The sequence below is a fragment of the Erwinia sp. JH02 genome, assembly GCF_013074405.1.
GTDB classification, from domain to species: Bacteria; Pseudomonadota; Gammaproteobacteria; order Enterobacterales; family Enterobacteriaceae; genus Erwinia; species Erwinia rhapontici.
The window spans coordinates 18033-31201 of sequence record NZ_JABANZ010000021.1 but is presented as its reverse complement, the minus strand read 5'-3'; the positions used below and the strand labels follow the sequence as shown (position 1 = coordinate 31201).

9 protein-coding genes and 1 pseudogene are annotated in these 13169 nt (G+C 49.0%); 5 read left to right on the top strand and 5 right to left on the bottom strand.

What is annotated here, in order from left to right; genetic code table 11:
- Positions 1 to 79: pseudogene (locus HHI26_RS24715) on the top strand (integrase); the annotation flags it as partial.
- Between the two features lie 194 nt (positions 80 to 273).
- Here the strand turns inward: HHI26_RS24715 and HHI26_RS24710 are convergent.
- The 5 genes from HHI26_RS24710 to HHI26_RS24690 are packed head-to-tail and all read right to left on the bottom strand — an operon-like array spanning position 274 to position 6404.
- Positions 274 to 2229: a hypothetical protein gene (locus HHI26_RS24710; protein ID WP_171149926.1), complete on the bottom strand. Its 1956-nt coding sequence runs from the start codon at positions 2227 to 2229 to the stop codon at positions 274 to 276.
- On the bottom strand, positions 2226 to 3116 hold the full coding sequence (locus HHI26_RS24705) for a hypothetical protein (protein ID WP_171149925.1): 891 nt from the start codon (positions 3114 to 3116) through the stop codon (positions 2226 to 2228). Before HHI26_RS24705 ends, HHI26_RS24710 begins: the two co-directional genes overlap by 4 nt.
- Positions 3113 to 4048, bottom strand: coding sequence for a hypothetical protein (locus tag HHI26_RS24700; protein WP_205945785.1), 936 nt, complete (start codon positions 4046 to 4048; stop codon positions 3113 to 3115). Before HHI26_RS24700 ends, HHI26_RS24705 begins: the two co-directional genes overlap by 4 nt.
- Complete coding sequence (locus tag HHI26_RS24695; protein WP_171149924.1) at positions 4045 to 5118, bottom strand: GTPase-associated system all-helical protein GASH; 1074 nt, start codon at positions 5116 to 5118, stop codon at positions 4045 to 4047. The genes HHI26_RS24700 and HHI26_RS24695 overlap by 4 nt, the downstream gene beginning before the upstream one ends.
- Before the next feature lie 11 nt (positions 5119 to 5129).
- The gene (locus HHI26_RS24690) at positions 5130 to 6404 is read right to left on the bottom strand and encodes a metallophosphoesterase (RefSeq protein WP_171149923.1); all 1275 of its coding nucleotides are present in this window, start codon (positions 6402 to 6404) and stop codon (positions 5130 to 5132) included.
- Between the two features lie 295 nt (positions 6405 to 6699).
- Between HHI26_RS24690 and HHI26_RS24685 the strand changes: the two genes are divergently transcribed.
- The 4 genes from HHI26_RS24685 to HHI26_RS24670 all read left to right on the top strand — a co-directional run bounded on the left by HHI26_RS24685 (position 6700) and on the right by HHI26_RS24670 (position 12969).
- Positions 6700 to 7473 carry a type IV toxin-antitoxin system AbiEi family antitoxin gene (locus HHI26_RS24685; protein ID WP_171149922.1) on the top strand — a complete coding sequence of 258 codons (774 nt, stop codon included), beginning with the start codon at positions 6700 to 6702 and terminating at the stop codon, positions 7471 to 7473.
- The gene (locus tag HHI26_RS24680) at positions 7466 to 8383 is read left to right on the top strand and encodes a nucleotidyl transferase AbiEii/AbiGii toxin family protein (RefSeq protein ID WP_171149921.1); all 918 of its coding nucleotides are present in this window, start codon (positions 7466 to 7468) and stop codon (positions 8381 to 8383) included. Before HHI26_RS24685 ends, HHI26_RS24680 begins: the two co-directional genes overlap by 8 nt.
- A gap of 532 nt (positions 8384 to 8915) precedes the next feature.
- Positions 8916 to 11594, top strand: a complete 2679-nt coding sequence (locus tag HHI26_RS24675) for a DUF2339 domain-containing protein (protein ID WP_171149920.1) — start codon at positions 8916 to 8918, stop codon at positions 11592 to 11594.
- Positions 11584 to 12969, top strand: coding sequence for a DUF3999 family protein (locus HHI26_RS24670; RefSeq protein ID WP_171149919.1), 1386 nt, complete (start codon positions 11584 to 11586; stop codon positions 12967 to 12969). Before HHI26_RS24675 ends, HHI26_RS24670 begins: the two co-directional genes overlap by 11 nt.
- Positions 12970 to 13169: the final 200 nt, after the last annotated feature.

Genomic DNA, 13169 nt, shown 5'->3' with positions numbered 1-13169 from the left:
ATCCCTGAATAACCTGACGCCGGAAGAATACAGATTGATGGCCGAAAACACGGAAATCTCAAAAAGTGCGTGGAACTAAAACGGGTGTGCTTACACGTAGATGAAGAGCTAATTGCAACGTACAATCCAGCGTTTGTTGAATGATACTTACATTTTTAGGGCGATTGAGTAGATATCGTAGCTAAGAGATGAAGCCCATTTGATAATTCCCTTTATTATGTTTAAGGCTTTAAAATGGGCTATGTTTGGAATGTTAAGGTAATGTCATCATATTCATTGTGATGCTGCCTTGAAATATGTATAACCACCTGAAACATCAGATGCAGCATCAGCGAGTAAAGCGCGCCCTTTAGTATCCTGCGCAAGTGCCGCATAGCTCTGTGCAGGCCATTCATAACGAACGTATGCTGAAGCAACTGCTAATCGAAAACGTAAACCTAAATCCCAACTCCTTAGCCAGCCAAGTTCAGGTAAGTGTGATGATAATAAGTCCTGCGCTTTCTGCGACAATTTGGATTTTAGAATTTTACCATGCAGATCATTGTAAATTCTCTGGATGACATTATGGCCTCCTTCACCTCCAGATTTAAAAGCGAGGACTGCAAGAAAACAATTTAAGAAGTCCGTTTGTGTTTCCCGAAGATCGTTGGACATGTTGGTTAGAGCTGCATCCCAGGGGGCTACGCCATTGGAGATAACGACTGGTGATAGCCAGCTAAGTTCATCGGCAATCTCATAGAGTAGACTCGCGCGTGAAACTATAGCCATAATCTCGGTTTTGAGTAGCAATTGAGGTCTACGGATCAACTCTTGTAACCAGGCTTCTGCTATTCCATTGCTTTTATCATTGACAACTGATATTACTTCGGCTGCAGCTTGCTCGGGAAAATGTTCAAACACGATATTTATAAGTGTCTTGTTGCTACGAGGCATCAAGAGAGCCATAAATTCAGTAAGCCCCGGAGTATTACAAGGAACCAACGGAAGTAGTTCTAGAAGCGCTGCGTCATCCAGATTGTGTGCGGAATTAGTCATAATTTCCGGTTTTATCTGAACCATAAGCTTACGAACATTTGGATATAAATGTGTTAGAGACCAGAATTCAGGTGTCTGAATAAGGTTGACTACAGTTTCAAATATCAACTTGCTTATCGGTTCTTCTGAACCGGCAGAAATTTCGACAAGTTGAAGAATTTCATCTGGCTTCTGAGGCCAAAAAGTTGCAAGTTTGGCGATGCCAACAGACGTAGGTGGGGGAAAGATACATGCACCCTCTCCCTCATGTTGCACAATAAATCGGATCAATTTAGCTTGTGCACGAGCTACTAATAACCCATCGACTAGATCCTGCTTCAAGAGCAGAGCATCATCTCGAGTAGGAAATGCATTTGTAATGACCTCGACTATACGTTTCGCTGAGTCGACTTGGGTACCATGATCAAGCATGTTGATTTCAACGAGGGGCTTAAATGAACCACGCTGTTTACGAACGTCTAAACCATAACGCCACAGGAAGGAGCGTAAAGACCCTTTAGCGCCTTTCCGAGCATCTTCAACTGCGGAAGATATCCAAGAAGGCACGGCATTGCCTTGTATTGGCGGTTCTATCTCATGTAACGATAGTGTCGCTTTGACGTCAAAACGAGTTGAACCTGAGGAGCGAAAGCTTCGAGCAGCAGCAGTTTGGAAACGAAAGTTACGTCTAAGTCGGGGCCACTGTTGCGACCAAACAGCAAACAGTGGGGCATCCAACTCGCCAGGCGATGTGGTTTCAACTGTTGCACTGTCTGTATTGTAAAGTGATTCCATTATCTTCTGAATGATTACATCATCTACTAACAAGCTAGATTCATCATTTCTAGTTAAGTTAATTTCGGCAGGTATACGGTAATGATCTATGTTCAGCGAGTTGTCCGGGCGAGTGACAATCGCCTGTAATACAGATAGATCCGTTATTGATTCGAGTAAAGATGGATTAATAAGTAGTGCATGAGTCCACACACAGCCCGGTCGGGGCATTTCGGGCGCGGGCCATGTGCGCATAAGCACGTAACGGCCAATTGTTGGTACTGGTAAACCTGTCCAGTATCCCTCAGAGAAACTAAAGACCGTTCCAGGCGCCAGATCGCTAAGTTCCGTAAGTAGCGAAGTTTCTGTACCTAAGGGTAGGGAGGTTGCTAGGAGTCTATGTCCGTCGTTGTAGCCAAATAGGCATTGATCAATTTTCATTCGTCCGCCGACATTAGCCAAACAAGGGGTTCGGTAAGGTCATGTCCTTCACCTTCCGGACCGACAATTTGAATGCGCCTACTCGGTGCCAGTTTTGCTATCTCATCGACGGCTGTATCATCGTTTAGATTCACCCCTTGGGCGGAAACCCCATACACTTGATGTTTGAAAAAATTACCATTTGATTTTAGAAACTGATCCACTAATGGCATATTAGCTGCGAGCCATTGCCGAGGGGTCAGACACATATCTCGTGTTAAATCCCACGCTGAAATCAAAATAGCAAGCCGCCGGCTGCGGGGCGCAAATGGGGGGCGAACAAGATCACTTAGCAACTGTACTATTTTTACTTGTGCAGGTAGAACTTTTGGCTCCCACTCTCGCAACGCTCCGGGAGCGACCGCCTTGATTGTTTCTGTCGATTTAGCCTCCTCCTTTGGAACTTCTAATGTGTCTTCGCTTGGTATCCTTGAATTGAGTTCATTGATTGAAAGCGTATCTTCTTTGACGTCTGCAGTAATGAAAAACAAAATGCCGTCTTCATCAATGAATCCATCGACGAATTCAGAGCGACATCTTCTTTCTTCAACCTGACGATCAAACGTTTCCCCAGCAAGGTCTGGAAAAACAACTGCACTAGATTGGTTGGTTTCACGATTACACAACTGAATTGTTACATTCATATCACCAATCTGAGAGGTCCTTGGTACAGGCTCAAAGGTACGCCAAGCCCCTGCAATGAGATTTAGGTATTGAAGATCTCCTCTGTACCCATCAAGTTTAAGACGACATGTCGTCTCATCAGCTCCAACTAGATGCCAAAGTGCCGCCAAAAAGGTGGTTTTGCCTGACGCCGGTAGACCCATAATTACGAAGTTAGAGTTCATTTAGCTGTCCTTCTCAACAGAAGCAGGTCAAACTCATTGGATAACGCTGGAATCTTGGGATTTTCGAACGCTACCGGGGGTACAGGTTTTAGCCAGCTTTTTAGCAAGAGGGCTAAACTGGATGAAGAGTTGGGCCCTGAATTCGGATCACGTGCGCTCGTTCTAAACGTTTCAACGTTGAATTTTCCGGCTAGCATCGTGATAACTGTTTGTTCAAAGTCTGATAATGCATTCCGTGCATCTTCTCTCGAACTATCTTCAAGTAAATCGCATTTGGTAGCGACAAGTTGAATCTTCGTATGCTTGGCAATACTTTCAGTTTCAACTAGTGCCCGAATGGTGTCTCTGACTGAGGCGAAAATTTCAGCACGTTTGCGAGCAGCTGCTACTCGTTCGCCGTCGATTATAAAAGCAATTACTGTTGCTTTACGTATTTCTGTCATCTCAATAGCGCGGTCCGGTTTGTCACGAACCTCACGATATACCTCACCAGCACGTTCAGAAATAAGAAGGTCCCGGCGTTGAGAATCGGAGTCATTAAAGAGGGCAAGATGAAAGAAGCGCAATCCATCCTGAGCTGACGTCCGAGGAGTATCAGGAAATAGCGCACCAGATTCTGCTCGTGTTTGAAAACTTTTTTTTTCAAACCCCAAAAGACTTAGACTATGACAGAAACAAGCATCGGCAAAAGGTCCACGTAGAAATCTTCCATATATTTCGGTGACGAGTGTTGTTTTCCCACCATTTCGCTCTCCGACAACTGCAATTATCGCAGCGGCTCTCCAGCGAAGGAATTGGTCTGCATCTTCCAAAGATAGCATTTCTGATGGTGGCAATGTTGTCCAGCCTTGATTTTGATCAGCAGCATGGATCTCCTTTGATTGTTCAAAGACGTCAATATCTGTATCGACTTCACCCTGCTCTTCTATCACAGTAATCGTCCTAATAGATGTTCACGATAAAGCTGCTCGGCCAATAAAATAGGTTCTAACTGTATAGAGGAGTCTAGGTAAGTCTTAGCTTGGAATCGCGAGTGCCAGACGCCGATTCCTATAGTTCGAGCTAATTCTATTGCCGAAGTTACAGGCGCTAGTAAAGCTGGCAGATGTACTTGAATTGGTAATTGTTCAAGGTCTTTGACCGTAAAACTATCAACAACTGCTGCTAATTCTCGCGTCTGTTGAGTTTTAGTTTTTTTGGCGGATGCAATTACTCGTTCTAGCATTGCTGGCATAGCAATTGGGCCAAATTCAGAATGAGTCGTTAATATTCCTAAATCGATAGCGCCAGTTAGTGCCGCTTGTTGAGGTGTGAAAGTGCTAAAGCTACGTTCAAATATTTTGCTATGCCCACCAATCAGCCACCAAAGCATTTGGCCTTCCTCACGCATTTGCTTAGCTTGACGATCAAACGCATTCAATGCAGTCGTAACTTGGCTTGAGGTTGTTTTAGCCGAATTCTGTGCTTCAGCTCGAATCTGTCCAAGGATCGTGACAAGTGTTGGCCACTCTTCGGGGGTATCGCCAAGCGCGGTGATTTGTTCACCTAGTTTTGGGGTTACCGTCGGCGAGATTTTTGTCGTGATTTTTTCTGGTGCTCGATTGTTCACTGAGAGGCGCGTAAAAGCCTCTTCCGCATCATTCATCAGCCAAGCCGATTGTTGCGGTGCGCGCAGCCCTCTGACCCTACCTACGCTTACAGCTAGAATTGCTATGGCGTTGTCGTTATTTATCAAATGAGCTAGGATTAACGATGATAGAACGCAAGTTTCGCGTTCATTATTCACAATACTAAAGCTTGCATCCTCTTGGGCAAACTCATCTCTGAACCAATCTAAATTGATCTCGGGACTGCCATAATAAACCGCCGCTAAGTCGAGAATCTGATCGTCAGTAATGTTGGCAACAATACGGTTGACAGGTTCTTGGCGAGAAATAATAGTCTGCGAGGTGGGCGCTAGGCCTGCCTCAGAGTAACGATCTGCGAATGTGAAGTTTGCCATTACCAGTTCATTTATCCTTGTTCTGCTTTAGTTACTGCATCGGCTAGTGCCTCGAGTTTTCCTCGCTCGTGTGCTCTAATGAATACGCGACGAAAACGTTCGTAGTCGGGTAAGCGCATATCCTCTTCTTCTAGTAACTCCAAGCGTCCGGCAATCTCTGACTTTTTGCTAAATGAAAGTTTGTAAAAACGGAGGCCAAGATCCCGGAGAGTATTCATCGTGTCTCCTTCATCAGTTGGCATTTCAGCAACTACAGGTATCGGCTTGGTATTTATTGCTCCGTCTTTGTTTGCAGTGGCTGCCGTTGGTAAACTCCAGCGATCCAGCCCTATATATTGCTCGAAAACTGGGGATTTCCTATCCATTTTAGCCTGAAAACCGCCTGGAGCTGTCTGCCAAACTCTTACATGAGCTTTGACATGAAGTCTCCGGTTTTCATGCCCACCTTCGACCGATAATTCGATAAGATTATAGCCGGGTTCCCAACCAGCTTCACGACGATCCGGATTTGCTGCGCTAGCTGTTAATCTCACATAATCACGGTTAATGTCTATTCGATTCATGTGAACATGGCCAAAGATCTGTATTGGGGCCACATCATTGAGATGATCCTCAAATTCTCGTCTCTGCCTTAGCCATGACAGATGATGGTGCGTTACAACAAGATTTACGACTCCATCGGTACGCATAATCTGCATGCTTGCTGGGTCGACAAATAAATCACCTTCTTGATCATAGCCGCTTGATAAAAAAGCACTATTTAATCCCCATAATCGAAGCGTTGAGCCATCATTGAGAGTAAGATCCCTCGTTGCACGCGTTCTTTCTGGTGGTAGCAAATCGCAAAAAAACTGTAAAGCAAACTGGTTGTAGTTATCAAGGCTCTCATAGAGCATCCGCTGAGTTTCTGGATGACTCATTTGGATGGCGATTTCGGCACTCGGATCATTAGCGGCTTTGATGGCTTTATGAGCTAACTGAACATAATAACGATCTGCAAGTGATCGAACAACGTCATGATTTCCAGGCACAACAAAAACTGAGGCCATTGAACAACCACAAACATCGCAGAGTGTAGCGAGCCATTGAGTCGCGAAGTTAAATTCATCAGGATCGCCAGCAAACGCAATATCACCAGAAATGATAATCACATCTGGAGGGCCTAGCATAGCGCATTGGTTCTCTACGTCACGAACAAGCTCATTTCGAAGATGGACGTTGGGGTCTTGCGCTGTACTGACCTCAGACCTTCGAAAATGGATATCGGATAAATGAAGTATGAGCAAAATACCACTCCTGTGAAATTTTACTAAATCTTACAAAATATTGGCGTGTTGCGAAACTGAATTTAGCCTAATAAATAACTTTCCTTGGACTGGCCAGTAAACCGGAGCCGCGAACTCACTGTCATGTTACGCCACGCAGTTTGCCGAATAATGCCTCCCCGGTGATACGATTCCTGCTGTACGCTTATCCTGCTTAAGTATCCCGTAGTGTAGTTAGGCTGCTTTCTCTCATTATTGACATATTACTCACTAAGTAGTTTATTATTTGTTGCTTTGTTAAACTAAAGGTGAATTTATGTCATCAAAACTAAACTGGCTTTTGCAGAACACTGCGCCGGGCTCTTTGGTGTTACAGTCTTGGCTGACCAAAAACGGCATAAGTCCTTCTTTAGCCAATAAGTATATGCACAGCGATTGGTTGAAAAAGCTACGTGCTGGTGTATACGTGCGGCGTGGACGCGAGCCTCAGTGGAGCGATGCTGTCTTATGCTTGCAAAATCAGCTGGGGCTTTCTGTGCATCTTGCGGGGCTTACTAGCTTGGCCTATCAGGGACGCTCTCATTATCTTCACTTAACACGCCAGGCAATATGGCTTTGTGTAGAAGATAAAGTTTCATTACCAAAGTGGTTCAAAGAATTTCCCAATGTCGAGTGGCTATTACTTTCGAATCAGAAGCTCAGTACGCATGACGAAAAATATCTGACAGAGGTAGAAATTAAGGGAGAGCGGTTGAAAGCGAGTTTGCCGGAGTTAGCTGCTTACGAGGTTGCTAATGCAGTACCTGGTTCGCTTTCATTTGAGCACTCAGCGGAGCTGTTTCAGGGGTTGGTAAATCTGAGTCCACGTAAAGTCGAAGTGTTGTTGCAATCCAGTCGCGCAGTGAAAACTAACCGGCTTTACCTGTTTCTGGCCGATCACTATGCTCATGCATGGGTTAAGCGAATAGATAAAGCCAACATTGATTTGGGGGCCGGGAAACGGCAGATCGTATCTGGTGGCAAGCTGGACCAAAAATATCAGATCACTGTTCCAGAGAGTTTTGTTAGTAAAGGGATCTCACATGGATAAGCAATCACCTTATTATCGGCAAGTTGCGTTGCTGCTAAGTGCATTACCTGTTGTGGCATCAGAGCGATGCTTTGCACTTAAAGGTGGGACGGCAATTAACTTGTTTGTTCGTGATTTTCCACGGTTATCGGTTGATATCGATCTGGCTTACATTCCGCTGGAAAGCAGAGATGTGGCGTTGCCAAATGTTCGGGCTTCTTTGACGCGTATCGCTGAAATACTGCAACAACAGGCTGATATTTCGGCGGTACTACAAACGAATAATCCTGATGAAATGCGCATTGTTGTTTCTTCTCAGGAGGCACAGATAAAGATAGAAGTTTCGCCTGTTGCGCGAGGCACACTGTATCCCCCAGAAGAACGTGATGTCGTTGAAGCGGTAGAAGACGAATTCGGCTTTGCTACTATTCAGGTTGTATCGCTTGCCGATCTCTATGGTGGGAAGCTTTGCGCTGCGCTGGATAGGCAACATCCTCGTGATTTTTTTGACGTCAAAATGCTACTCGAAACGCAAGGCATTGATCGCCAGATCTTTAATGGTTTCATCACCTATCTACTGGGACACCCACGCCCATTATCAGAGGTGCTTAATCCCCGCTGGAAAGATATTTCTGAGCTATATGCGAATGAATTTAACGGAATGACATTCGATGCGTTGCCTTTGGAAGAACTCAATGCGATACCTAACTTAATGGTTACTGCTCTCAAAGCACAATTCACCCAGCGGGATTATGATTTTTTGATGTCTTTCAAAGGTGGTCAACCAGACTGGAGTCTAGCTCCTGAAGATCAGATTCAGCATCTACCAGCGGTTAAGTGGAAGTTGCAAAATATCGGGCGCATACCAAAAGATAAACATCCTCACGCATTGGCTAAGCTTGAGGCGGTTCTTGGCGAGTGGATAAAGTAGTTTAGAATTTTATCTTTACATTCACCTTTGGTGTCACTGTACGGTGTTTTGTAAACTGCACGTGCTAATCTGTCAAAGTGCAGCAGGGTAGTAACAACAGATAAATCAATTGGTTATAAAAGTGTAGGTTAAAACGTAGGTTTTTTTGATTTTGTCATAATAATCTTTATTTATCAGTATCCACACACCAATGCATCATCGGCGTGTGCGAGGATAAATTTTCGGTGTTGTTCATCAGGTGGAATGCTCCAATCCATTGAAAATCCTTGCCATATCAAACAGTAACTATGATGAAGCATCCTGGCAAGGAGATGGCTGATAGGGGTGAAAACCGGGTCTTACGCGCACATGACGGCATGACAGGCATCAGGATATGTAATGTGACTATATTATCCCAGCGGGTCACGCGCTGTCACAGGTAAAAATTGAAAGCATCCCGCAAACTGCGCAGGAAAAGGCGCATTGATTTATTGCATGACTTCTTCTTTTTCATGTCAGAATGTAACTATTATTTCACACATGGGATGGTGTCATGGATGAGCTTCTGCTCTTTGCCGGGCTGGTTGCTGTATTCACCGTAGTCGTACTGCCAATAATGGTGATGATTTCACTGTCGCGCAGCAAACGTAATGAGCGTGAGCTGGTGCAACTCAAACAGACGGTCACCCAGTTACAGCAGAAGCTGGCGAAATGGCAGCGGGGTGAAACCTCCGTCGATGATGCACCGAAACGGGTGGTGCCGACGGAGGCATCGGCCAGGGCGGGCGAGGAACGCCTCCGGCAAGAAGCCCCTACTGTCGCCGTGCAGAACACGAAAACCCCCTCTGTCACTCCGGTTCGCGTTCAGCCTCAACCGCATGATAAGCAGCCTGATAGGGTCTCGGGCCTGCTTTCCGGCCTGCTGGCCTGGTTTATGAAAGGCAACCCGCTGGCGAAACTGGGCGTGCTGTTGATGTTCTTCGGTTTGGCCTATCTGCTCAAATATTCGGTTGAGCGCGATATGCTGCCCATCGAGTTGCGCCTGGCGGGTGCCGCGCTCGCTAGCCTGGCGATGCTGGGGCTGGGTTGGCGGCTCAGGACAAAACAGTCACTCTACGCGTTGATCCTGCAGGGCGGGGCGGTGGGAGCACTTTATATTACGGTGTTTGGTGCCTTCCGGTTGTATGCCTTGCTACCCCATTTGCTGGCCTTTGCCCTGATGCTGGTGATCTGTGCCGCCAGCGTGGGCCTGGCCGTACTGCAACGCGCCCTCAGTCTGGCAATGCTGGCCAGTATCGGCGGTTATCTTTCTCCCCTGCTGCTGTCTACCGGCGGCGGCAGTCATATCGCGCTGTTCTCCTATTACCTGCTACTGTCGCTGGGGATTCTGGCGATCACCGTCTGGCAGCCCTGGCGGCCGCTTAATCTGCTGGGCTTTGCCTTCTCCTTTGGCGTGGCGGGATTGTGGGGCCTGAAGGATTATCAGCCAGAATTTTACCTGAGCTGCCAGCTGTTCCTGATCGCCAATATGGTGATTTTCGGCGTGTTGGCTCTGGGGTTATCGCTGCGCGGACAGGTGAAAGGCGAGAAGGTGATCGATGGCATACTGCTGTTCGGGCCGCCACTGGTCGGCTTTGGCATGCAGTACCACATAACGCAGCACTGGGCGTTTGGTCCGGCCTTCTCCGCGCTGGGCTTTGGTCTGGCTTATTTGCTTTTGGCCTGGGTCGCGTTGCGCCGCTATCCTGCGCTGGGGCGGCAGCTGGCCGTTGCCGGGCTGGCGTTAGGAGGCGTGTTCACCACCCTGGCGATCCCGCTGGCACTCTCTGCACAATGGACGTCAATGGCCTGGGCGCTGGAAGGGCTGGGTATCCTTTGGCTGGGGCAGTCGCAGCGCCAGTCACGTGTCAGCTACAGTGGTACCGGATTGCTGCTGCTGGCTCTGGGTTCCGCGCTGATGGCCTGCTTCAATGGCATCTATGCTTTCTCCTTCAGTCTGATATTTGCCGTACTGGCTCTGACCTGGCTCGGTGGGGCCTGGCTGTGGCGTAACGCGAACAACGTGGTGTCGCGCGTGCTGCTGTGCGGCGGCATTCTCTGGTGGCTGGCGGCACTGATCGGTGGGCTGGCAGCCACACCTGTCCCGGATGATGACTTCCTGTTCCCGCTACTGGGGCTTATTGCCCTGTCCGCCGTTGCCTGGCATCTGGCCAGCCGACGTTTTGCCTGGCCTGAACTGGGTTACATGCCGTGGCTATTGTGGCTGGCTATGCTGCTGGTCGTGCTTTATCAACAGGTGATCGATAACTCCCTGCTGGCGGCAGGTTGGCTCAATCTGGTCTGGCTGCCAGTGCTGAGTGTGGCTTACGCACTGTTGAAGCGGGAAGAAGGCAGACTGAAACCTCTGATGCTGGAACAGGGGTTGCATTTATCGCTGTTCTGGATGCTGCTGACGACAGGGATAGAGGTCTGGCGTATCACGGATAAGCTGCCGTGGGGCATGGATGAATGGCGTATTGCTGTACTGATGGTATTTATCGCCGGGATTATTCTGCTGATGCTGTGGGCGCTACGCCGGGGGCTCTGGCCGTTTGCGGCTCATCAACGTTTATATAGCACGTTGGGGCTGCTGCCGCTGGCACCCTGTGCGCTGTTATTGCTGCTGCTGGGTAACCTGCATGACGGCGTTATGATTGACTGGCACTATCTGCCCCTGCTCAACCCACTGGAAGAGGGCGCACTGGTACTGATATTTGCACTTTTACTGTGGGGCGGGCTGCTGCGTGACCGTTTTGCCGCTGTGCTTCCGTGGTGTGATTTCGCCTTGCGCCTGGCCGCGGTAGCCCTGCTGTTCTGGTGGGGCAATGGTCTGGTGATGCGTTTGCTGGCTCACTACGGTGCTATTGCGTGGCAGGCAGAAGCACTATGGTCATCGCGTCTGGTACAGACCACCTTTGCGCTGCTGTGGATGCTGACGGCACTGATGATCATGCTGTGGTCAACGCGATGCCGTGATCGCCAGGGTTGGTTTGGCGGAGCAGGTCTGCTGGGTGTGGTAATTATTAAATTAATTCTGGTCGACAGTGCGCATGGCGGTGGCCTGGCGCGTGCAGTGGGCTTTATCGGTGTGGCAATCCTGGTGCTGATTGCCGGGTATTTTTCACCCCTGCCACCGAAAACCGGACATAAAGAGGATGCTGTGACAGTCAATGAGGGAAAACATGAAGAGTAAGTTGAGTCACGGACTGTTGTTGGCCGCACTGTGCCTGTCAGCCAGCGTGAGCGCGAAGACGGGCGAAGCGCCGAAGGATTATGCTTATGGTCTGCCGCTGACCACCCAGGGCTCTGAGCCGTTCTTCAAAGTCGCATTGCCTGGCGATGTGTACCAGCAAACGGCCTGGCCCGATATGCGCGACCTGCGGGTGTTTAACAGCCAGGGTGTGACGGTGCCGTTTGCTCTCTATTCGACAGAGACCCATGAGACGCAGAGTCAGACCTGGCCGCTCCGCGTCTTCCCGCTGGATAATCCGCAGCGTGGAGCCAGCGGTCAGTCGCAGATCACAGTGAAAGCAGCCAATGGGATTGAGGTGACGCTGCCCACAGAGGGCGAAAAATCCTCAGGACGCAGTTTGTTGCTGGAAGTGCCGCAGGAGGGGGAAGACTTCTATCCGAGGCTAAGTGGGTTGAAACTGACCTGGACGCGTTTGCCGCAGAACTGGCAGGCGCGGGTCAGCGTGCTTTACAGTCAGGATCTGAAAAGCTGGGATACGTTGAACGACGATGCGCCGTTGATGGATCTCACCTCTGGCAGCGATCGGCTGTTGCTGGATACCATCGACCTGCCTTATGACCGCCGTACCCCGCGTGCGCGCTACCTGATGTTGGTGTTTAAAGATGATGCGCAACCCGCGAATCTCGACCTCAGCGCTATCACCGGGATTGAGAAGTCGACAAACCCGTTACCGCGCTCGCACTACGTGACCCTGGCGCCGACAGTAAAAACGCTGTCAGAGAGTGAAGCCGAATACAGCTGGTCATCGTCGCAGCCGTTCAGCCGGGTGAGTATTAAACCTGCCCAGAGTAATGCGGTGTTACCGCTGGAAATTGATTACCGCAGCAGCGCGCAGGACAGCTGGCATCCGCTGGGCAAACAGGTGGTTTATAGCCTGGGGGAAAGCGCCTCCGTGCCGCTGGTGCTGCAGGGGGAGCTGATTCAGGCGATCCGGGTTAAAGGCATTAACCAGCAGTGGAGCGGGATGCCACCGCTGGTCAGTGGGGAGCGCGAGGTGCGAAAGCTGGTGTTTAATGCTCAGGGCAGTCCACCGTTTATGCTGGTGTGGGGCAATAAGATTGCCGCAGCGCAGGCGATAAGTCTGGATACGCTGATCCCACCGGAAACCAATCGCTGGCTGGTTCTGCCTGATGCCGGAACCACGTCATCAATACAAACCCTTGGGGGACGGGAACGATTAACCGCCACTGCCGGGGCAGAGAAAAGCGAACTGTGGCAGAAAGGGCTGCTCTGGGCGCTGTTAGTTATTGGCGCAGGTGGCCTTGTGATGCTGGCATTGAAGGTCTGGCGCGAGGTGCAGCGCCAGCCGAAATAGTCTGCCGGGGCGTATCAGGGCAGCGGCATGACGGGGCCCGGAAACAGGTCAGGTCATGTTTCTTAACAATAATTTCTGCGGTGTCTGACCGACATCACATTATTATCGCAAGTAACTGTGTCGGAACCATCTTGCTGCGGGGATCTCTAAGTATTATCGGGCATTGATGGGACCGGCTGATGATGGATTATCGCCATATT

What these genes read in the sequence shown, in the direction of transcription:
- HHI26_RS24710 (WP_171149926.1), bottom strand. Translation starts at nt 2,229, where the DNA reads ATGAAAATTGATCAATGCCTATTTGGCTACAACGACGGACATAGACTC.
- HHI26_RS24705 (WP_171149925.1), bottom strand. Translation starts at nt 3,116, where the DNA reads ATGAACTCTAACTTCGTAATTATGGGTCTACCGGCGTCAGGCAAAACC.
- HHI26_RS24695 (WP_171149924.1), bottom strand. Translation starts at nt 5,118, where the DNA reads ATGGCAAACTTCACATTCGCAGATCGTTACTCTGAGGCAGGCCTAGCG.
- HHI26_RS24685 (WP_171149922.1), top strand. Translation starts at nt 6,700, where the DNA reads ATGTCATCAAAACTAAACTGGCTTTTGCAGAACACTGCGCCGGGCTCT.
- HHI26_RS24680 (WP_171149921.1), top strand. Translation starts at nt 7,466, where the DNA reads ATGGATAAGCAATCACCTTATTATCGGCAAGTTGCGTTGCTGCTAAGT.
- HHI26_RS24675 (WP_171149920.1), top strand. Translation starts at nt 8,916, where the DNA reads ATGGATGAGCTTCTGCTCTTTGCCGGGCTGGTTGCTGTATTCACCGTA.
- HHI26_RS24670 (WP_171149919.1), top strand. Translation starts at nt 11,584, where the DNA reads ATGAAGAGTAAGTTGAGTCACGGACTGTTGTTGGCCGCACTGTGCCTG.